Source organism: Pseudomonas sp. ATCC PTA-122608, assembly GCF_001952855.1.
Classification (GTDB): domain Bacteria; phylum Pseudomonadota; class Gammaproteobacteria; order Pseudomonadales; family Pseudomonadaceae; genus Aquipseudomonas.
On sequence record NZ_LPNO01000016.1, the window covers coordinates 61,463 to 83,193 of the forward strand.

Annotated in this window: 18 protein-coding genes; 5 read left to right on the forward strand and 13 right to left on the reverse strand. The window is 60.9% G+C overall.

The window, feature by feature from the left end; translation table 11 throughout:
* Positions 1–2 precede the first annotated feature (2 nt).
* From pgaB to AU074_RS16330, 12 genes are all read right to left on the reverse strand, one after another.
* Positions 3–2,000, reverse strand: a complete 1,998-nt coding sequence (pgaB, locus tag AU074_RS16275; protein ID WP_076015574.1) for a poly-beta-1,6-N-acetyl-D-glucosamine N-deacetylase PgaB — start codon at positions 1,998–2,000, stop codon at positions 3–5.
* A 12-nt stretch (positions 2,001–2,012) separates the two neighbouring features.
* Positions 2,013–4,466, reverse strand: a complete 2,454-nt coding sequence (gene pgaA / locus AU074_RS16280) for a poly-beta-1,6 N-acetyl-D-glucosamine export porin PgaA (RefSeq protein WP_076015575.1) — start codon at positions 4,464–4,466, stop codon at positions 2,013–2,015.
* Between the two features lie 181 nt (positions 4,467–4,647).
* Positions 4,648–6,144 (reverse strand): YdgA family protein, encoded by a 1,497-nt coding sequence (locus AU074_RS16285; RefSeq protein ID WP_076015576.1) that lies wholly within the window; start codon positions 6,142–6,144, stop codon positions 4,648–4,650.
* A gap of 267 nt (positions 6,145–6,411) precedes the next feature.
* The gene (locus tag AU074_RS16290; RefSeq protein ID WP_076015577.1) at positions 6,412–7,044 is read right to left on the reverse strand and encodes an NADH:ubiquinone oxidoreductase subunit N; all 633 of its coding nucleotides are present in this window, start codon (positions 7,042–7,044) and stop codon (positions 6,412–6,414) included.
* Between the two features lie 81 nt (positions 7,045–7,125).
* Entirely contained in the window at positions 7,126–8,568 is a 1,443-nt protein-coding gene (locus tag AU074_RS16295) for an efflux transporter outer membrane subunit (RefSeq protein WP_076015578.1), read from the reverse strand.
* Positions 8,565–9,455: an efflux RND transporter periplasmic adaptor subunit gene (locus tag AU074_RS16300; protein ID WP_003218191.1), complete on the reverse strand. Its 891-nt coding sequence runs from the start codon at positions 9,453–9,455 to the stop codon at positions 8,565–8,567. Before AU074_RS16300 ends, AU074_RS16295 begins: the two co-directional genes overlap by 4 nt.
* Positions 9,452–9,661 carry a DUF1656 domain-containing protein gene (locus AU074_RS16305; protein WP_003218193.1) on the reverse strand — a complete coding sequence of 70 codons (210 nt, stop codon included), beginning with the start codon at positions 9,659–9,661 and terminating at the stop codon, positions 9,452–9,454. The genes AU074_RS16300 and AU074_RS16305 overlap by 4 nt, the downstream gene beginning before the upstream one ends.
* A complete protein-coding gene (locus AU074_RS16310; protein ID WP_076015579.1) occupies positions 9,658–11,736 on the reverse strand; it encodes an FUSC family protein in 2,079 nt (692 codons plus the stop codon). The genes AU074_RS16305 and AU074_RS16310 overlap by 4 nt, the downstream gene beginning before the upstream one ends.
* Positions 11,733–12,164 carry a MarR family winged helix-turn-helix transcriptional regulator gene (locus AU074_RS16315; protein WP_003218197.1) on the reverse strand — a complete coding sequence of 144 codons (432 nt, stop codon included), beginning with the start codon at positions 12,162–12,164 and terminating at the stop codon, positions 11,733–11,735. Before AU074_RS16315 ends, AU074_RS16310 begins: the two co-directional genes overlap by 4 nt.
* 219 nt (positions 12,165–12,383) lie before the next feature.
* Positions 12,384–13,853: a Fic family protein gene (locus AU074_RS16320; RefSeq protein WP_076015580.1), complete on the reverse strand. Its 1,470-nt coding sequence runs from the start codon at positions 13,851–13,853 to the stop codon at positions 12,384–12,386.
* Between the two features lie 101 nt (positions 13,854–13,954).
* A complete protein-coding gene (locus tag AU074_RS16325; protein WP_076015581.1) occupies positions 13,955–14,200 on the reverse strand; it encodes a DUF2789 domain-containing protein in 246 nt (81 codons plus the stop codon).
* A 57-nt stretch (positions 14,201–14,257) separates the two neighbouring features.
* Positions 14,258–15,865: a glycosyltransferase family 39 protein gene (locus tag AU074_RS16330; RefSeq protein WP_076015582.1), complete on the reverse strand. Its 1,608-nt coding sequence runs from the start codon at positions 15,863–15,865 to the stop codon at positions 14,258–14,260.
* A 209-nt stretch (positions 15,866–16,074) separates the two neighbouring features.
* On the opposite strand from AU074_RS16330, the gene AU074_RS16335 reads away from it, so the two are divergent.
* The 5 genes from AU074_RS16335 (at position 16,075) to AU074_RS16355 (ending at position 21,111) form a co-directional block, all read left to right on the forward strand.
* The gene (locus AU074_RS16335; RefSeq protein ID WP_076015583.1) at positions 16,075–18,237 is read left to right on the forward strand and encodes an outer membrane assembly lipoprotein YfiO; all 2,163 of its coding nucleotides are present in this window, start codon (positions 16,075–16,077) and stop codon (positions 18,235–18,237) included.
* 3 nt (positions 18,238–18,240) lie between these two features.
* Positions 18,241–18,948: a DUF3142 domain-containing protein gene (locus AU074_RS16340; RefSeq protein WP_076015584.1), complete on the forward strand. Its 708-nt coding sequence runs from the start codon at positions 18,241–18,243 to the stop codon at positions 18,946–18,948.
* Between the two features lie 77 nt (positions 18,949–19,025).
* On the forward strand, positions 19,026–19,724 hold the full coding sequence (locus AU074_RS16345) for a hypothetical protein (protein ID WP_076015585.1): 699 nt from the start codon (positions 19,026–19,028) through the stop codon (positions 19,722–19,724).
* Positions 19,725–19,741: 17 nt separating this feature from the next.
* Positions 19,742–20,425, forward strand: a complete 684-nt coding sequence (locus AU074_RS16350; RefSeq protein ID WP_083676690.1) for a hypothetical protein — start codon at positions 19,742–19,744, stop codon at positions 20,423–20,425.
* Complete coding sequence (locus AU074_RS16355) at positions 20,422–21,111, forward strand: protein phosphatase 2C domain-containing protein (protein ID WP_076015587.1); 690 nt, start codon at positions 20,422–20,424, stop codon at positions 21,109–21,111. The genes AU074_RS16350 and AU074_RS16355 overlap by 4 nt, the downstream gene beginning before the upstream one ends.
* Here AU074_RS16355 and AU074_RS16360 read toward each other — a convergent pair.
* Positions 21,108–21,689, reverse strand: coding sequence for a hypothetical protein (locus AU074_RS16360; RefSeq protein ID WP_076015588.1), 582 nt, complete (start codon positions 21,687–21,689; stop codon positions 21,108–21,110). The two genes, AU074_RS16355 and AU074_RS16360, sit on opposite strands and share 4 nt — an antisense overlap.
* Between the last annotated feature and the right edge of the window lie 42 nt (positions 21,690–21,731).

The window sequence follows — 21,731 nt, forward strand, 5'->3', positions numbered from 1 at the left end:
AGTCAAGGATTCCACTGGTTGGAAAGGGCCGGACGCACGGTTTTCAGATCCGGCGAATTCTCCAGGAAGTTGTCGGGGTAGTAGCCAAAACTGGTCACGCCTTGACGCTTGAGCACGCCCATCCACTCGGCCATTTGTGCGCCGGAAAGATCCGGGGCAGCCTGGGTGCGCCAGTCCTTGGCTTGCAACTCAAAGACGGTGCGTTGCAAGGCGCCGGGGCGGGCCTTGACGGTGGCCACGAGTTTTTCCAGCCAGGCATTGGAGCCCTTGAGGTCCTGGCCTTCCATCAATGGCATGGCCATCGGCGCAGTCCAGTCGTAGCTGGTGAGGAAGTCGTCGAGGTTCTGCGCGAACCAGGCTTCACTGCCCGGATTGAGCATCGGCTCGGCGAAGATATTGCGTGCGGTCTGTACTTGTGGGCCGCGCAGCGTGCGGACCTTGGCGGTCAGCTCATGGGTGAAGTCGATCAGGTAGCGGCTCTTGAAACGGGTCCAGCGCTGCATCACCGCAGGGTCGGCGCGCAGGGCTTCGATGGTGTCCGGCAGGCCGTTGGCGGCGTAGGCCTTGAGCGCCAGCGGGCTGGCGTCTTCAAAGTCCGACAGCACCGCGTCGTCGTGGAACAGCACGCCGTCGATGGCACTGGTGCGGGCCAGGTCTTCGTAGATTTCGCCGATGATCTGCCGCACCTTCGGATCGAACGGCGACAGGCGCTGGTACTGGTCCGGGTCGATGGCGACCTTGCCGGTTTCCGGGTCCCAACGGGTGACACGGGGCAGCTTCGAATCGAGGGCGAAGCTGAGCACCGGCATCCAGGCAAATACGTTTACGTGAGCCCGAGTGCGCAGTTGCCAGGTGACGCGGTTGAACAGGTCGGCGCGCACCGGCAAATGGCGGTTGGGGAAGTACAGCGAATGCACCAGGCCATCGCCCTTGGGGTCGGCGAAAGCTTGCAGGAATACGGTGCTGGCGCCCATGTCGACCACGCGCTGGATCAGCTTGTCGAGGTTGCGCACCTGCTGCTCCGGGTCCGGATCGTAGACGTTGTCCAGGTCCACATGCAGTACCCGCAATGGCGCTTCTGCCTGGGTCGCGACGATGGCGTTGGCGTAGTGCTCGCCGTCCGGGTCGGAGGCCACCAGGAAACGCGGGCTGCTCATCAGGTTGCCGAGGCTGTCGAGACCGTCTTCCAGGGTCAGGGCCATCTGGTAGCCCTGCTCGCCCACGACGGCCAGTGAAGTACCGTCGGCGGCGCCATATGGCCACACCCACACACGCGGTGCCTTGCCGGTGACGGCGCGGATCTTGTTGGAGATGGCCGCCACGTCGGTGCGCATCCGTGCCTGGAACTGGGCTTCGGTTTCGTAGCGATTGGTCGCAGGGTCAAAGCGTCGGGTGGTGGCGGCCGGTTGCAGGTTGCCCTGTGGGTTGGCCAGCACGCCTTTGTGATTGGCGTCGGTGTGCGCGGCGATTTCCACCAGGCCGGATTGGGCGATTTCGCGCACCTGCTGCCAGGTCAGGAAGTCCGAACGCGGCCGTGGTGTGCCGGCGAAATCCACCGGCTGGTTCAGCGGCGTATCCACCCATGAGCCCACCGGCGCCAGCAACGCGTGCCAGTTGTAGCTGCGCAGGATCGGCATCACACGGGTGTAGAAGCTCGCGTAGCCGTCGTCGAAGCTGAGCATGATCGCCTTCGCCGGCAGCTCCGGGCCGCCGTTGCGGGCGGCGAGGATCTGGTCAACGGTGACCGGCTGGTAGCCGTTTTCCCGTAACCACGCCAGCTGTTCGATCAAACGCTCGGTACGCACCGCCACCACCGCCTGATCGGGGTCGCGGTCCTCGATGTCGTGGTAGGCGATACCGAGAAAGTGGTTCTTCGGCCACGGCGCTTCGTTGGCGGGCTTGAGCCGCTCGGCGGGTGGAGTGAAAGGCGCGGGTTGCTGGGCGCAAGCGCTGCTCAGCATTAACCCCAGGGCCAACAGGCAACGGGACAAAACAGGCATGATCGGACTCTTCTAGAAGCGGTAGGTGAGGTCGACGATCAGGCGCAGATCGCTTTCGCGCTCACCGTCATAAGGTCGGCTGATCCAGCTGAGGTTGGCGCCGGTTTCGAGCACGTCGTTCCAGCGAAACCGCTGGCCGTAGCCCACCAATGCAACGCCGCCGGTGCCGTAATCGCGCTGGCTGTAGGTGCCCGCCCCCACCTGGAACTGCTGGCTCCACTGGGTTTCGTAGCGGTGGTAGAGCACGTGGTTGACGGTGGCCGTGGGCAGCACGCTGAAGTCCGAGCGCGGGTTGAAGTACGGCGTGTCTTCCTTGGTGTTGCGGCTGGTGCCAACTTCCAGGCCCAGATCGACTTGCACCCCCGGCGAGCTGTACACGCCCTGGCGTCCGGTGAGCAGTGCTTCGAGGCGGTTGTTGCCGTCGCTGAAATGGGACGGGCTGAGGGCCAGTTTCCATTCGCGGCTTTCGTTGGCGCGCCAGCGGATAAAACCGCTGCCGCCGTTGGCGGTGATGTCGGCGTTCAGCGCCCGCAGCGGGGTGCTGGCGGAGAGGTAGTCGAGGCTACCGCCGTACTGCCATTGGTCATTGATGTCCCGCGCAATCGCGACCCGCGCGCCTTGCTTGGAGCCAAAGCCGTAGGAGTGATTGGACACTTCGGCTTCGAGGGTCATGTCGCGGGTGCGCCGCTCTACACCGAGGCGCTGCCAGCGGTGTTGGCCGTTGCCTTCTTCAAAGTCGGCAGTGGCGTAGCCGACACCGCCGAACACGCGCCAGTCTTCATCGATGGGCGGGCTGTAGAGCAAGGTTTCGATGCCGAAATCGCGGCTGCCGGACACCGCGCCCGCACCGTTATCGCCGCCACCGTTGCTTTTGCCGGTGTAGGCCTCGACGCGCAATTCGGCCATGTCATGCACATCCCGCAGGCGGCTGAGGCGCTGCACCTGGCGGTTGTCCGGGGCGCGGTCGACCACGTCGTCGGTGAGTGCATCGAGCTGGCGCCACTCCTGCAGATCCAGGGCGGTATGGCCTTGGGAGACTTCCAGGCCGATGTCGCGCGGGGCCTGGGCTTCGGTTTCCTTGAGGGTGTTTTCGGCACGCCGTGGCCAGTCGCGGGCGCGGTACATATCAGCTTGGGCCAGGCGCAGGCCGATATTGCCGGGCGCCTGCTGCACCAGGGCTTCCAGGCCTTTTTCGCTGGCGGGAAGGTCGGCGCCATAGGTGCCGGCCTGGGCGGCCAATTGTTGGGCGTCCATCCAGGCGTCGTTGGGGTTGCCGATGGGCAGGCCCTTGAGTTCGACCCGGGGTTTCTGGGTGCTCGCCAGGTTATCGGCGACTTCGCGGGCCTCCACCACCTGATCGTTTTCGAGCAAGGCGTAGAACAGCGCGGTGCTGTCTTCGACGTGATCACCCGCATCCGCATCGCTGGCCACCAGCGCCTGGCGATACAGCGGGGCGGCCTTTTCCGGCTGGCGTTGGTCGAGGTAAGCGGCAGCAACCCAACGCAGCGCGTAGGTCGGCAGTTGCACACCTTCGCCCTTCAGCACTTCGTACTCGCGGACCACCTCGGCGGTGCGTGCCCGGGCCTTCAGCGCGCCCAGGCGGTCGATGCGCCAGCGCACCACGTCGTCATGGGCAGTGGCATCCGGTGTCCAGGTGGTGAGCAGTTGGTCGTAATCCTTGAGGGCGCGGTCGGCGATGACATAGCGCTCTTTTTCACTGCGTGAGGCGAACTCGGCCAGGCGCACGCGCTCGGCGGCCAGGTCGCCTTCGAGGCGGCGCTGGGTGACCGGGTCCAACAGGCCCGGGCGCCGGGCGGCCAGGCGCAGGGCTGGTTCCGGCAGGCGCGCGCGTTGCAGGGCGACGATGTATTCGCGGGCGACTTCGGGTTTGTTGCCGGCGCGGATGAAGGCCTGGTCGAACTCGAACAGCGCGTCATAGGTTGAACCGGCGCGAGTCAGGGCGTAACCCAAGGCCATGCGGCGGTCGGCGTCGTCGGGTTTGGCGGCCACTAGAGCGCGGGTGCGCTGTACGGCTTCAGCAGTTTGGCCGGCGTCGGCCTGGGTCAGGGCGAGGCCCAATTGCAGGTCCGGGTTATTCGGCTCGCGTTGCAGCGCCTGGCGATACACGGCAATTGCCGGCTCCCAACGCTGCTGGTTGCGATAAGTACGGGCGACCGTGGCCAACGCTTGGGAAGTAAGGGTACGACTGCGGCCCTGGGTCTCGTAGACCGAAAGCACTTCGGCGTCCTGGCGTGCCCAGCTGGCAATCAACAGGTGATCGCTGACCTGCCCCGTCGTCTGACGCTCGGCGGGCAATTGGCGCAACAGGTTGAGGGCCGGGCCATAGTTGCCGCTACGGGCCTGGTTGATCAGCGAATCATAGGCAGCATCCGCCGACGCCACGACAGGCCAGAGTAACTGGCTACACAGGGCCAGACGGATAAAGGGATGAACATTACGCGACATGTCGTCAGCTTCCTCACCAGGGAAAGCTGTAGTGATAAATTCACCTGCACGACACACCAGGCGGCCGACATCTGATGACGCAGCCAAGCTTTCCTGGGGCGCAATATCCTTGAGAGGGGTACAAAAAAGGCCAATTCCGAACAATTATTCAGAATTGGCCTACATCACTTTGAGCCGAGTTTTATTGAGCGCCGCTGACCGCGCCGAACTTGCCCAGCACAAAACCAATGAATTGCTCGACGGTCATTTTCTGGCCGTTGAAGGTCACTTCATTGTTGGCGTAGTGCAGCTTGGAAACGACATCGGTGCCCACCAGGGTCGCCAGTTGAGTACCCACGGCCATGCCGCTGATCATCTCGCTGGCCATCTGGGATTGCTGCTCGATGGCTTTCGGGTCGGTCACACCACCGATCTGCGCTTGCAGGGCGGCAACGTCCTGAACCATCGGCTTGGACAGCGTCAGGTTGGCGTCCAGCAGAGCAACGATTTGCTTGCCCAGTTCAACCGGCGGCAGGTCCATGCTCGACGGCTTGGCCAGGTCGACCACCAGGTTGAAACGGCTCTCGCCATTGGTGGTTTTCAGCGACAGGTTTTCTACCGCCACTTGCGGCTTGGCAGCCAGCAGTTGGTTGACATTGGCCTGGGCCAGGGTTTGCTCGGCTTCAGTCAGTTGCAACTCAGGCACTGGCTGGCCCGCAGCGGCAGCGGCTTGGGCCGGTTGCACTTTTTCCTGGTAGAGCTTGGTCAGCACCAGCATCGACGGGATGTCGACGTTCTTCATGCTGACCGCCATGGCCGCCGAGCCCACTGGCTTGCCCTGGTAACCGATCTCGTCAATCTTGTAGTCGACACGGCCGGCCAGGTTGTTGTCCTTGGTTTCGCTGCTGTCTTTCTGCTCAAAGTTCTTGAGGGTCAGCACCGCTTGCTGCGGGCCGAAGGTGACCTTGGTGTTGGTCAGCTCGACAGTGTTTTGCCCGGTGTAGAAACCAAAGGTGGTTTTTTCCAGGTTGCTGGCGATGGTCAGGCCGCTCAGCTCGGCATCCAGCTTGGCGTTGTTGGCATCGACAACCGAGACCTTGAGGCTGTCCATGTAGCCGCTGGCCTTGACCTTCTTGCCTTCGGCAGTCGAATCGAAGTCCAGGTTGGCACCGGAGAAGCTCACGGCCGACTTGTCGTCCTTGAGTTCCAGAGGCAGCAATTCAACATTGCCGTTAACCGAGCGGTTGTAGCCGATGTTGGCCACGCCCTTGAGCGGCGACACGTCTTTGCTGGCGGCGAACCATTTTTCGGTGGTGGCGTTTTTCTCAAGCTCGTAGTGACTGGTGGCCATGACTGGCAACCACTTCAGCGACACCAGACGCGAGAACGGCAGCGGGCCGTGTTCGATATGGTCGACGAACAGCAGTTCGGTGTCCTGATGGTTTTCGCCGAACACTGCGCCTTGGGCCTTGAGGCGATAGTGCGCGGTGCTGCTGAACAGCTGGCGGTCGAGGGAAACGAGCTCGAGGGTCACGGTGCCGTCGACGCCGGCCATGGAGGTCTGCAGTTCCTTGTTGGCATCCTGGATGGCGGTTTGCAGCACCGGCTCCAGTTGCTTGCCGGTGTACCAGGCACCGCCTGCACTGATTGCACCAATGGCGACGACGATACCCAAGAGAACGACTGCTGGCTTATTCATGTAGTGACCTGATCAAATCCTGTGAAATGGGCTGTCTTCCCTGAACACCCGAAGGGTGTCGGCTCAAGCCCGCCGAAATCCGGGGAAGATTAGCATTGGCTGGCGTATGCAGCCCAATTTTTCAATAGGCGCAGACTTCAGCGGTGAACGGTAAAGCGCCTTCGCGAGCAAGCCCGCTCCCACATTCGGCTGCATTCCAAAGATGCAACTCGATCGAATGTGGGAGCGGGCTTGCTCGCGAAGGCGTCAGTACAGACACCACAGATTTCAGGAATACTCGGTATCGATCTCATCCAATTGATGATCAAAGCTCTTCAGCCGTGCCGTCCACGTGTACACCAGCACTTCAAATTCGCGGTGAATCACCGCGTTGCCCGGCGTATCCGACTTGGGATCATAAAAATCCAGCTGGTAACGCTCCCGCGCCATCGCCGTGGCCACGTCGGACAATTCCCGGGCGTTATTCAGCCAGTGCCGTCCGTCGGCGACTTGCCGATCAAGCATCACGCATTGTTTTTTCAGGGCTTCGAGGCTTTTTTCCAGCGGGGTGCCGGTCAGTTCACCCATGACTTCCTGGAAGGTGCGCCCCGGTTGCCAGTAGCTGCCCCAGAAGTAGCGGTCGAACACCGTCTCGACCCGGCGCAGGGCGACTTTGGTGTCCCAGATCGCCACGCGGGTCTTGCCTTGTTCGAGCAGTCTTCGCTTGATTCGCTGGCCTTGGAAAGAAGCCCAGGCCACCACACCGATGGACAGCACCGCGATCAGCGCGCTGGCGCTGTCGAGGAACACCATGGCCTTGTCAATTTGATGGGCCAGCATGATGCCGTAGAAGTACGTCGCCGATAACAACACCAGTGCGAAGAACACGCACCAGAAAGCGGGAGCATAAGGGTTTTTCATTATTGGAATCCCCATGAGCAAACGCGAGCAGTGACAAGCGGGTCATCAACAGAACCCGCCAGTCAAAGCATAGCAATCAGCTCAGGGTTTGCTGGCTTGTGTGGCTTGCGTTCGTCCACTTTCCCAGCCGCCGCCCAGGGCCAGGAACAAATCGATCTGGCTCATGGCAACCTGGGTGTTCGCCGCCGCCAGTTGCGCCCGTACATCGGTGTAGGTGCGGGTGGCTTGCAGGTCGGCCAGGAATGAGGCGCGGCCGGCCTGGAAGAAGCGGTGCGTCTGCTCCGCGGCCTCTTTGGCCGACGCGCCCGCATCGGCCAACGCATCGCGACGTTGCAGTTGCGCGGTGTACTGCGCCAGGCCCGTCTGGGTTTCGCGGATGGCGTTGAGCACCACGCCATCGAAATGCGCCAGGGCGCCCTGAGTCGCGGCTTCGGCTTCGTGAATACGCGCGCGGGCACCGTTGGTCGGCAGCGTCCAACTGATCAGCGGGCCAAAGCCCCAGCGGTTGGTGGCTGGCGTGCCCAGGTCATCCAGAATACCCACGGTGCCGACGGTGGCCCCGATGCTGATATCCGGGTACAGCGCGCCGGTGGCCACACCGATGCGCGCAGTGGCAGCCGCCAGTTGGCGCTCGGCCTGGCGCACATCAGGGCGACGCTTGAGCAGCGTGGCGCCGTCGCCCACCGGCAGCAATTGCGCGATATGCGGCAGCTCGGCGCATTGGGCGGTGCCGGCCGGCAGTTGATTCAGTGGCTTGGCCAGCAGCATCGACAGGCGGAACAGCCCGGCCTGGCGCAACGCTTCATAACGCGGCATTTCGGCGCGCAGGGATTTGTATTGGGTTTGCGAACGGGTGACCTGGGTTTCATCACCACGCCCGGCATCCCGCAGGCGCTGGGTCAGGTGCGTGCTCTGGGCTTGCAGGTCGAGGGACTCGTTGGCGATCGCCAGCTCTTCGTTGGCCGCGCACACTTGGGTGTAAGACCGCACCACGTCCGCTACCAGGGTGATACGGGCGATATCGGCCGCCGCCTGGGCCGCATCGGCGCTGGCCTGGGAGCTTTCAATGCCGCGCTGCAAGGTGCCGAACAAATCGAATTGGTAGGAGGTGCTGATGCTCGCGGCGCCGATATTGGCCACAGGGACTTTTTCCGTCAGCAAATAGGCCTCACCGGATTCTTGCAAGCGCTGGGCTTCGGCCTTGGCCCCGGCACTCCAGCCGCCGGCAGATTCGGCTTGCTGCACCTGATAGCGCGAGCGCTGCAAGTTGGCCGCAGCCACCCGCAGGTCGGTGTTGGAGGCCATGGCCTGCTCCACCAGCTTATCCAGGCGCGGGTCTTGATAGAGCTTCCACCAGTCCGCCGGCACCGGCGCCGACACCACATTGTTGCCCTCCCCGGCCAACTGGCCCTGAAGGTCACCGCGGTTCACGGCAGCCTTGTCCGGCAGTTTGTAATCGGGGCCCACCACTTGGCAGGCCGACAGCAACAACCCCAGCCCGGCGGTTGCTAAAAGCCGTTTCATGGCTTGTTCTCCGACTTGGGTTGGTCGTCGATGATCGACACCGTGGCAGTGCGCCCGGCAATCATGCGGAAGTCCGCCGGCACGTCGTCAAACGCGATGCGCACCGGAATCCTCTGGGCCAGGCGCACCCAGCTGAACGCCGGGTTGACGTTGGGCAGCAGGTTGGAGCCGCTGGTGCGGTCACGGTCTTCGATACCGGCGACGATGCTCTGCACATGCCCGCGCAGGCGGGCGTTGTCGCCGATCACGCGGATGTCGACGCTCTGGCCGACGTGGATGCCGTCGAGCTTGGTCTCTTCGAAATAGCCGTCGATGTGGAAGGAGTTGCTGTCCACCACCGACAACACCGGGCGCCCGGCGGTCACGAACTCCTGGTTACGTGGCGCACGGTCGTTGATGTAGCCGTCCACCGGGCTGCGGATCACCGAGCGGTCCAGGTTGAGCTGCGCGGCATCCACCGCCACTTGCGACTCGGCCAGGGCCGATTGGGCACGGGCGACACGGGACTGGCTTTCTTCCAGTTGCTCGCTGGCCACCAGGTTGCCGAGGCCACGGTTACGCTTGTTCTCGCGCACAGCCTGGGCCAGGGTTTCCTGGCGGTCGGCCACAGCGGCCTGGGCCTGGCGCAGGGCCAGCTTGAAGCGGTCCTGGTCGACGGAGAACAGCACCTGGCCGCGCACCACCAACTGGTTGTCACGCACGTCCACTTGCTGGATCAGCCCGGACACGTCCGGGGCGATCTGCACGATGTCGGCACGGATATGGCCGTCACGGGTCCAGGGGGCGAACATGTAGTACATCACCATGCGCCACACCACGACGCAGGCGAAGGTCACCACCAATAACGTCAGGACTACACGGCCGATGGTCAAAAAAGGTTTTTTCATGTCATGAGGTATCGACTGAGTGAGTCCACTGCGCCCAGCAACAGAGCGTAGAGACCCACATTGAACAATGCCCGGTGCCAGACCAGGCGATAGAAGTGGACGCGGGTCAACAGCCCGTGCACCACCAGGTACAACACATACGTAATGCCCATCAGCACCAGCAGCGTGGGCAGGAACACCCCGCTGATATCCAGATCACCGATCATAAAGGCGCTCCATCGGGTAACGGCGCTTCCATCTCTGTGCCACCAAGAAATTCCACGCCGGGCAACAACGCCAGGCGCAAGCCGCTAAGGGCGTGCAGCAGGTGCAGGCGGGTTTCGTCCTCACCTTGCAGGCCCTGGCCGTTGAGGGCGCGGCGGGTACGGTCGAGGGTCATCAGCAGACCGCTGGGGGCCGGCAGACGTTCACCGGCTTTCAGGCAGGCCTTGAAGTAACCGCCGACGCCTTCCACCACCTGGTTCAACAACACACGCGGAACCCCGAGGATGCGCGGCGAGTACGCCAGCAGGTCCAGCAGGTTCAGCGCCACCCGAACTTCGCGCAGGGCGATGCCGGTGTCCTGGCCGGTCATGGCCAGCCGCGGCAGGTGTTGCATCAGGCGGTCGAGCATTTGCACGCCCATCTTGCGGTGCTCGGCCAGGGTCGCAGGCTCGGTCAGGGTGACGATGTCGCGCCAGCTGAAACGGGTCAGGCGCTTGGCCGCCAGTTCAGCGCCGAACGGTCGGGCAATCAGGGTCCAGACAAAGGCGAACAACAAGCCCACCGGGCCCGCCAGGTTGGAGTTGGCGAAGGCCAGGAAGTCCGCGTCGTAGGCGCCCTGGATGCTGATGAACGACGAGGTGTTGACCAGCGTCAGCAGCATGCCGAGGTAGAAGCGCGGCTGTACCGTCAGCGTGCCGATGCAGATAAAGGGCACCGAAAACGCCAGCACCAGCATCGGGAAATCATGCAGGTTGGGCAGCACCAGAAACAGGTAGAGGCTGGCGAACAGCACCGACATCGCCGTCCAGAAAAAGAACCGGTAGATCTGCGGCGCCGGGTCGTCCATCGAGGCGAAGAAGCTGCAGGCCACCGCCGCCAGGATCACCGCGCTGCCACCGTCGGTCCAGCCCAGCAGGATCCACAGCACCGAGGCGACGATGATCGCGGTGACGGTGGAAAACGCCGAGTAGAACATCAGGCCACGGTCGAGGAACGGGGTCAGCCGGCCCAGGCGCCAGTGGCGGTACACCGCACGCCAGCTGTCCTGGCTTTCGCACTGGATAGCGGCTTGCAGGCTGCGGCAGTCTTGCCACAAATCCACCCACTCGCCGAGGCGATACAGGGCGTTGGAGAACAGTAACTGGTGGCGGTCATCCAGGGCGTCGGCATCGGGTTGCAGGGCTTCGATCTGGTCGCGCAGAACACGCCAGCGCTCGAGGGGCGCGTCCTTTTGCGTGCTGTCCAGCCACTCGTTGGTGGCGGCCAGCAATGGTGTGAAGCGATCGAGCAATTCCGGCGCGCGGTGTTCAAGGGCGTACACGGCATCGTCGAGAGCATCGATCACCGGCAGCAGGTGGATCATCCGCCCGCGCAGCTCCTTGGTGTTGCGCACCGTTTGCGGTCGCGAGCCTTCATGGGGCAGCTGGCCGATCATCAACTCCAGGGTGTTGAAGGTGGCAACCATGCCGCCGCGCAGGGTGCTGATTTCTTCGGGCTGCACGTTGCGGCTGAGGAAGCGCTGGCTGTAGACCTGTGCGTCGGCAAACCACTTGCTCACCGAGTCATCGAACACCGGCGCCAGGCGTCGCGGCCAGAACATCGCACCGACCACCGCCGCCACGGCGATGCCGAGGAAGATTTCTTCGGTACGCGCCTCGGCCACATCCCACACCGCCAGCGGGTTATCCACCACCGGCAGGGCGATCAGCGGCAAGGTGTAGCCGGCCAGCATCAGCGCGTAGCTGTTGGCCGTGCGCAGGTGCAGGGACAGGAACAGCAGAATCCCGGTCCACAGCGCGATCACCACCACCAGCAAGTAAGGCGTCTGCACAAACATCGGCACAAAAAACACCGCCGCCGCCGCACCCATGAAGGTACCGACCGCCCGGTACAGCGCCTTGGAGCTGGTAGGGCCGACAAACGGGCTGGAAACGATGTACACCGTGGCCATCGCCCAATACGGACGCGGCATTTGCATCAGCATGGCGATGTACAACGCGATCATTGAAGCGGCGAATGTCCTTACGCCATAGAACCAATCCTTGGCCGGCGGCATGCCGGTAAAAAATCCGTTCAAGAACTCACAACCATGGGATGTTGATTGGCGCCTTCAAAGGCCCGCAGTACACGCAGCGCAGCTTCCAGGTCATCGGGATCGATCGTCGCCAGCACCTCGCGGCGCAGACGCACCAGCTGTTCTTCCACCGCCTGCACCAGCTCGCGGCCACGCTCGGTGAGGCTCAAGGCCTTGGCGCGGCGGTCGTGGATGTCTTCGGTGCGACACACGTAGCCGGAATTGCACAGCTGGTCCAACAGACGCACCAGGGACGGGCTTTCCATCCCGGCGGCCTGGGCCACCTTGACCTGATGCACACCGTCGCCGAGGCGGCCGATCATCAGCAGCGGCACGGCGCAGGCTTCGGAGATGCCATAGCTGACGAGCGTGGTCTGGCAGATTTTGCGCCAGGTTCTGGCACCTACCACCATGCTGCTGCTGATGTTCATCTGGAGTTGTTCGAGGGTCTGGGACACTGGATTCTTCGCATACAGTTAGTTTGCTAACTATCAATATGGTCGATGGATCCAAGGCAGTCAAGTTTTGATACAAATTTGCGGATAGGTGGCGAAGCGACGCAGCCCAAGGAACCGCTGCTCTTTACCCTAGTTCATGTGCCGGAAACGTCCGTGCGAAAGGCGATTTTTTTTGCACCGAGCCGATCGCCGCTATGCCGTCACCCGTCCTACCTCCTCCTCAATAAACTCAAACACCTCCTGCGCAACGCTGTACTGGAACTGCTTTCGCCGGTGCCGGGAAACCTTGCCCTCGTTATCCAGGCACACCATCACCAGCTTTGACAGATCGCTGCCGCGCACGTCGTACCGCTCGTTCACCGCTTTAACCACACGGTCGTAACGGTCCAGGAATTCGGTTTCCTCACGTAGCTCTACTTCAAGAGCCCGGCGGGCCATCTGCAGGGTGAATTCAACGCAGCGAGTGGCATCCCAATAGCGATAAATCGAAGGATGACCAATGAAGTCAAAGGCCATCTGGTCGCCATCCAGCCAGGTGACATTCCAGAATTCCCGGGAAGGTTGTGAGAATGCCTTGAGGGCTTCCAGGTAGGCTTGTTCTTCGTGCTTCATCGCGACCGATACCGGCAGTAACAGCCCGTTTTCCAAAGCACCGTAATGACAGAGCGTCTGATGAACCAGAAAGCGCGACAGGCGCCCATTGCCGTCCATGAACGGGTGCAAGAACACGAAGCCAAAGGCGGTAACTGCTGCTGCCACCAATGGGTCGACGTCCCGCACTGGCTGGTTGGCAAAAGCCATTAGCTCTTCCATCAACTCCTGGCACAAATCCGGCGCGGGGGGCACATAGCTGACGCCCGCAGCGCCCCTCAGACCGTTATGCAGGTGATTCTGCTCGTGACGGAAGGCGACAGCTTTGTCGAAGGGATTGGATACAGTGCTGTTTTGCAGCTCTACCAGGTAGTCCTCGGTGAGCAGGTGACCTTCATGGGCCTGGCGCAGCAGTTGAACGAAGCGACGGGACTTTTCTTCGCTGGGTTGTTCTTTTTCGATGGCGAACGAGTCGCGGGTTTCATGCAGGTAAGCCCATTGGATGGCGCGGTCCATCATTTCAGGCGGGAGGGTGGCCATGAAGGACTTGGCGCGGCCCAACACATCCAGCGCCAGTAACGCCTCTATCTGGGGAGTGCGCTCTACGGTGGCACAGTAATGCAACGAGCCCAGGCCGTTGAAATCGACTCGCCAGCGGCTATTGCGGGTACTGGGGCCTGTTACATAGCGCTTGGGATCGAACAGGAAAACAACACTTCCGCGCACCGGCGTTGTGTAATCCAGCGAGCGTCCAGTGAGCCCTTCCCACAGGAAGCAGGCTTTGCGAATAAACACACCATTGGGCGACTTGGCGAGTTCAGACAGAAAAGGCTCAGGGCCAAACTGCTCAAATGTCTGAGCCAAAACAGGCAGGTTGATGCCTTCATGCTTGAGGGCGAACAGCACATGCTCGAATAAAGAATCTTGTCCGGGTGCTACCGATTGCGGGACCGCCAGGCAATCACCAATCAAGGTGATGCGGGTCACCGGTTTGATCATGGCGACGCGCTTGGGAGCGATGACCTTAAGGCTCAACGCCTCACATAAATGAGCGTAACCAACGACGGGCATGGTGAGCGTCCCTAGAAAAAAATAACTAGGGAGATTAAAGCTCAGTTTTTTTTACCTCTCACCATTTATTTTTACATTAATGGGGTTTTATAGATTTTTTTTTACACCCCTCGCCCCTCTCTCAACCGCAAATTCAACTCATCCACCACCTCCGCCCAATCCGCATCCTCCAAAATCTCTTCGCGCAAAAACGCCCGCTGGCCTGGCGTCCAGAAAAACGCATCCGCCAGATGCAGTTCGGGTTTGAGTGGGGAATGCACCGCGATAAAGCGCTCGATGCTCACCGGGTCATCCGGCAAGCCAAGCTGTTTGAACAATGACGGCAAGCTGTGGACTGGAGATTCCATGATGTGTTCCTGAAGGAGGGCTCATCTGAGTCTAGAACCTCTGAGGTGATGCGCAGATTAATCACAGCCAGTGCGGTGAACACCTGCCGGCGCGTTGCACAGCACAAACAGTCGGGCCCGTGCGCCACCGCCATCCTGCTGACTGAGCTGGCGCCATCCTGCCGGTAATGGGGCAAAATCATCCGGGCCATCAGCGGCGCTGATCAGCCAGACACGCTGGATTTCCGCCGGCAACGCCGACAGGCGATCCAGGTAAATTCGCCCGCCATCCTGGTCCACCAAAGTGCCAAAACCATAGGCATTCGGCCGCGTCGATTTGCCGGTGGCGGTCGGCGGTGTGAAGAGCTGCAACTGGGCGTCGGTCTCGTCGTAATAGACGTAGGGCAAGTACCACAGCATGTCGCTGATGACGATGCGGTCATCTTCCTGGTAGTTGCGGTTGACGAACTCCACCGCGACGTTGAATTGATCATGTTCATCGACGGTGGAGTTGGTCTTCACGCCCACCAGTTCGACCCCGACAAACAGCACGAAAAGCGCCGCCGCGGCCAGTGACACGCGGTGCGACAGACGGTCGACAGCCACCGCCACGATGATCGGCAAGCTCATCGCGTAGGCCGTGAGATAACGCTCGATAAACACCGGGGAAATAAACGACACCCCATAGACCAGCAGCACCGGCAGCATGAAGAAAAGCGCCAGCAACCAGCCAAAGCGATAGCGACTTTGATCGCGCCAGGCGGTCACGCCCACCAGCGCTACCAGCAACAACGGAAACCCGACAAACAGTGGCCGCCACACATGGTCGCCCGGGTCCTGAATGAGGAACTGCCACACCATCGACGGTAGGGAATACAGGTTGACCGGGTCTTCCCAGCCAATATCACCCCCCACCTTGAGTTCTTCAGTGTGCTGCACCAAGCCGAGCAAATTCGGCAGCCAGGGCAAGTACAGCAACACAATCGCCACGTTGGCCAACCACCAGCCAGGACGGGTGACAAGGCGCAGGCCGCCGGCCCGTGGCAGCCGCAGCAATACCAGCCAAGTCCAGTGCACCAGCACGCACAACGCGGTGAAGTAGTGGGTGTAGAAGGCGGCTGTCATCAACAGCGCATAGACCACCAGATACCGCTTGCGCTCAGGCTGGCGAACCCAATACACCAATGCCAGGGTGGCAGCCAGCAGCCACACGCCCAGCAGCGAATACATCCGCACTTCCTGGCTGTAGCGCACCGCCGTGGGCAGCAACGCCAACAGAATTCCGGCCAGTACCGCCGCGCGGCGGGTCGCGACCAGGCGCGTCAGCCAGACGCCCAGGCCGACGGCGACCACGCCTGGGATCGCACTCATGCTGCGCAGGGAGAAAATACTATCGCCAAACAGCTCGATCCAGCCGCGCAGCATGAAGAAATACAGCGGCGGATGAACGTCATGGGCGGCGTGAAACCACAGGTCTTCCAGGGAGTACTCGGCGAGCAGCAGGCTTGAACCTTCATCTCCCCAAATCGCGGAGGCGGTCAAACCATAGAAGCGCACGGCCATAGCCAATGCCACCAGCGGCACCCACCACAATCGAGCGAGCCAACCGGCATGCTCCCACAGGCCAGGATTGACCACGGGAAAGGCCCCGGCCTTGTTGTCTTGTTCCGCCACAGAGCGTCGCACCTCTACTTCCTCACCCACTACCAAACCTGCGCTTGCGCGAACACCCGCCACTCTAGGTGAAAAGACCTCGATTCGCCCGCTGTTTTGCTCGTTTTGAGCCGCCATCCGCCAATCGGACAAATCTGAATTTTGCGCAGGGCTTCTCCGACGCGTTGGCCGGATCAGGCTATGATTGCAGCCTTCCATGGATTCAGGATCAAGGACACTTCATGCGCATCGGTCTTCTGTCACCCCTGGCACTGGCATTGCTCACCACCCTTCCCCTTCAGGCCCACGCCAGCGGCGATGATTCGTGCTACCCGGATTGGCGGGTGTCGCGTAACAGCCTGGACGTGTGCAGCAACCTGCCGTTTTTGAGCCCGGGCAATGACAGCCGGGTCAACCTGCGGCTGCTGCTGGCGGACAAAAACGTCATGCCGCTGGCACCGAATGACTTGGGCGAGCAGGACTTTTCCGAAGGCTTTGGCCCGGTGCCATTCCCGGCGTATCGGCTCACACCCGCGGCGGATGAGCCCGACAACAAACCCGACGACTCGCGCACCGCCGAACTGGATGAACTGCTCAGCCCACTGGGCATCAAGCGCGATGACTACAAGACCGCCGGTGAAGCCTTCCTTTCCGGCGAAGGCAGCCGCTGCCGCAGCAACGCCGATGACAGCGCCACCGCGTTTATCAGCCAGGTGGTGAAGGCCGATGTACCGCAGGCCGAGCGCCAGTTGCTGGCCAAACTGCGCTTGCAGATGCTCACCAGCTGTTCCTCGGACGGCGTCCCTGCGGGCGAGGCCGATCAGTTGAAATCGGCAGACGGCCAGGCATTGCTGGCCTACCTGCAAGCGGCCGGGGATTTTTACAGCGGGCGCTTCAGCGACGCACAAAAAGGCTTTGCCGGGCTGACGAGCAGTTCGCTGCCCTGGCTCAAGGAAACGGCGTTGTACATGACGGCGCGCACCGCGCTGAACGACGCCCAGCAAAATGCTTTCGACGAATACGGCACCCCCTCGCTTGAGCATGTGGATAAGTCCGCACTGCAACGGGCCGAGACCGGATTCGATGATTACCTGAAGACTTATCCACAGGGCGAATACGCCGCTTCCGCCCGTGGATTGCTGCGCCGGGTGCACTGGCTGGCGCCCAACCCCGACAAACTGGCAAACGACTTTGCCTGGCAATTGACCCAGGCCACCGATGCCCAGCGCAACGTATCGCTGGATGAACTGGTGCAGGAAGCCGACACCAAGCTGCTGACCACCACCACGGCACCCGTGGACAATCCGTTGATCCTGGCCCTCAACGACCTGATGTGGATGCGCGCAGGTGAACCGCCAAGGCTCACTCGCGAAGCCCTTGACGGGCAAAAGTCGATATTCGCCCAGGAACCGGCGCTGTACGCCTACGTGCAAGCGGCGTTTGCCGTGTACGTCGAGCATCAACCCGATCGCGCCTTGAAGCTGTTGCCGCAGGACGTGCCGTCGAACCTCGATTACTTCGCCTTCAGCCAGCAGACCCTGCGCGGCCTGGCACTGGAAGCCAAGGAAGACTGGAAAGCCGCCGAAAGGCTGTGGCTGCAACTGCTGCCGCTGGCCAAACAACCGTTGCAACGTGACCAGCTGGAGCTGGCATTGGCGATGAACTACGAACGCAGCGGCCAACTGGCCAAGGTATTCGCCGCCGACTCGCCGATCAGTGCCAAACAGGTGCGCTATATCCTGCTGCGCAACGTCGCCGGTCCCGATCTGCTGCGCCAACGGCTTGCCGATGCCAGCGACCCGGTAGAGCGCCAGACCGCGCAATTCACATTGCTTTATAAAGACCTGATGCGCGGCCAATTCGAGACCTTCGCCGAGGACTTGAAACAACTGCCTGCCTCGGTTCCCGACGACAAGCTCGGCACCAGCCTGGGTTACGTCTACGGCGGCGGCCAGTCGTTGAAACTGTTCCAATGGAACGGTGACAAGGCCGAGTCCGGCTACACCTGCCCGAGCATCGCGCAAATCGCCAGCACCCTGCAGGCCGATCCGAAAAACCCGCAGGGCCTGAACTGCCTCGGTGAATTCGTCCTGCGTAACGGTCTGGACGGCATGCCCCTGGAACAAGCGCGCTCCGCCGGCAGCCTGGGCAGTACCGCCTCGCCCTTCAAGGGTGAAACCTTCTCGCGGCTCGAAGGCTACAAGCGGGTGATCGGCAATCCCAAGGCCCCTCACAACGACAAGGCCTACGCACTGTTTCGCGCCATCAATTGCTATGGGCCTTCGGGCTACAACAGCTGCGGTGGCGAAGACGTCGACAAGGCCGTGCGCAAAGGCTGGTTCCGCCAGCTGAAAACCGGGTTTGCCGATACCCAGTGGGGCAAGTCGCAGCAGTACTACTGGTAAGCCGTGAAGCGCTTCTGGCTGGCCCTGCTCCTGCTGGCAAGCCCGGCCTTCGGCGCGGTAGACGCCCGCGACCATGATGCGTTCTGGCTGTGGAGCGGCGTCGCGCCGCAGCCGGTGCTCAAGCAGGCGAAAACCCTGTACATCCTCCAGGGCCAGATCAACTCAACCCGCCGCGCGCCCCAGCGTGGCGTGCAATTCATCGCCCAGGGCATGAGTGTGCCGCGCATCACCCAAGGTGAAATCTGGGTGGTGTACCGCGCCCACACCCTGCACTGGCCCGAGTCGGTCTACAGCCAGATGCTCGGCCAGGTACAACGCTGGCGAGACGCGGGCAACCCGGTGGTTGGCATCCAGATCGACTTCGACGCACGCACGCAATACCTCAACGAATACGCCGACTTCCTGCGCGACCTGCGCCAACGTCTGCCCAAGGATTTGCGCCTGAGCATCACCGGGCTGATGGACTGGAGCAGCAATGCTGACCCGGCTGCCATCGCACAACTCAAAGGCGTGATTGATGAAGTGGTGGTGCAAACCTACCAGGGCCGCCACAGCATCCCAGACTACGCGGCGTACCTGCCACGCATGAACCGTCTGGGAGTGCCGTTCAAGATTGGGTTGATTCAGGGTGGGGAATGGGAGGAGCCGGGGTATTTGAAGGGGAATGAGTGGTTTCGTGGGTATGTGGTGTTTTTGCAGAATCCGACCTGATGCTTGACACGGATTAAGACTTTATGCAAGAAAGTGTCCTCTGTCCGCGGACAGAGGACACTCGGAACCGGAGCCCCATGAAAAGTCAAGATATCGTAGTTCTGTTCAAACTAATCAGTCTTGAACTGCGGGCAAAAGGGGAGCGCGTAAAAAAGCGCGAATTTACCGTCCCCAATGACGAGCATGACCCATGGGCCCAGAGAATGCAGCACTCTGACGGCACCTTCAGTTATCTCAAGACCTATCAGTTTTCCGAGCCGGAAGATTGGCGTGGCTGGGATGATCGCGACGAAGAAGTAGAGAAGGGCAATCTTCAAAGCTATTCCGTGCGAGCTCTATCTTCCGCACTCGGGCTAAGCAAAACCGAAGTGTCCTCGTCACTCAATCGCTGCCGCGACATTGGCCTGATTTACACAAACCACTCCGACGGTTCACCACTGGTTAGAAGCAAAGCGCTTCTCGATCTGGTGACCTACAGCATTCGCTATATATTTCCCGTGAAGCCCGGCCCTATTGTGAGAGGCATTCCGACTGCATTCGCAGCCCCGATCCTGGCAGGGAAAGTCATGAGTGGCGGCGACCTCATGCCTGTTTGGCCTGATGCCTATGGCAAAAGTAAAGGTCAGGAAATCACACCCTTATATAAAACTGTCCCGGGCGCAGTAAAAAAGGACGAGCTTCTCTACCACTTCCTCGCCCTCGTCGACGCCATTCGTATCGGTGGCCCACGAGAAACCAAAGTGGCCGACGCCATGCTGCGGGAGTGGATCCTTTGAACTCAAACAGAACAATGATGCTGCGCATGCTTGGAGAGGTTGCCGAGGCGCTGGGGGAGGAGCTGCGGGAACAAGTGGCCTTCGTCGGCGGATGCACCACTGTCCTGCTTATCACCGATGAATTCACTCAGGAATCCATTCGTGGCACCGACGATGTCGATCTGGTCATTCATCTGACAAGTACCGCTGACTGGTATCGGCTGGAGGATCATCTCAAATCCAAGGGCTTCAAGAATACCGGACAAGACACTGTTACCTGCCGCTTGCGCCTGGGCGCCCTGAAAGTCGACTTTATGCCGACGGATGAAAAGGTATTAGGGTTTTCAAATACCTGGTTCGTGGGCGGGTTGGAAAATGCTGTTTACCACGACCTGCCCGACGGCATTCGAATCAAGGTATTCGCTGCGCCGTGGTTTCTTGCCGCGAAACTGCAGGCCTATAAGGGGCGAGGAAACGGGGATGTTCTGATGTCCAACGACATTGAAGACATCATCGCATTGGTTGATGGCCGCGAAGAGCTGGGTGAAGAAATGAAGCAAGCGCCGAGCGAGCTACGAACGTTCGTCAGCCAACAACTTTCTGAACTCCTGAGGCTTACGGCGTTTTTAGACGTGGTTCAAAGTACAGCTCAGGACCCTGATCGTGAAACGTTGATTCATGAACGGCTGAACACAATGATTGCATCCGGAGCGCACGCTTGACCCTACCTGTGAGCGTAACCCGCCAAGGAACCAACCGAGCGGAAAACAGGGACGCCGCCGGCTCGGCATACAACAGCGGTGCCTACCTTTACGTAATAGCAGACGGCACCTCAAAGCCCGAAAGCGGCGCCTTGGCGCGGGCACTGACTCACTATGTGCTGGCTTCCTTTTCCAACCTCAAGCGCTCTGAGATTTCCTGTCCCGACAAAACCCTTGATCTGACACTCACTTCACTCAGCGAAGTACGCTCAACCCTTTGCGCAAATTACCCCTTAGCCTCCGCCAGCTATCTCGTACTCATGATTCATGGCCACACCGCCGTTTCCATTCACGCAGGTGACTGTTGCCTGGGACAGCTGGAAGATGGGCGCGCGGTAAACTGGCTAAGCCCGCCTCACTGCGGCCCCAACTGGAAGAGCAACCTTAGCCACGACCTTATCGCCAACAGCCCTACACGTAAAACACTGTGGAACTGCATGAGCTATCGCAGGCCGCATGAGCCGCATATCCAATCGTTGCAAGCAGGCCCTGATACGAAGTGGATCTTGGCCACTGACGGTTTTTGGGCTGAGCTCTCACCCGCGGAACAACTTAAGGCTATTGCGGGCCAAAGCCTCGATGATCTCCAAGGCGAAGACGACATTACCTTCATGCTGCTGCAAGCTCAGAAGCAGCTCCTCCTCTAACCCCGCGCCAGCTCAGCTAACCGCATCGCCGATACAATCGAGAGCGCGTAAAAACACAGCCCGATAGCGATCCAGATGCAGTTGGCCAAGGTCAGGCGCTTGTTCACCTCACCCCTGAGGTCATTCTCCACTTGGTTCACCGCGCGCTGTACCTGCACCATCAGGTAGAGATGCACAATCGTCAGGCAAGCACTGATCTTCATCGCGGTCAGCGGCGCAAGGGCCCATGAGTACATGTAGGGCAAGGCACCGCAAACAACCAACCCGATGGCCACGCTGCGTGGCTGCCATTGATACGTCGGAGCCTTGACCTCAACTTGCCGGCGGATTTTCATGATCAGTGGGTAAAGGAAAATCACCGAGAAGAACGCCCGCACAACCGGCCAGACGTTCGCGCCAGTCGCCTGCCGATAGCAGGTCCACTGCTTGTAGAACCAATAGACGAAATACATACCCGAGGTCAGCAGAATCATGATCACCAGCTTGCGCGGTGCAACCACAAAAAACGTGGATGCAGCGGCGAGCGGTTGGCTCAATTCGGCCTGCGGCGGCGCGTAGGGGTTGTCGATCACTGACACGGAAAATCTCCTGAAGGGTGTTTGGCTAAAACACGTTAACGG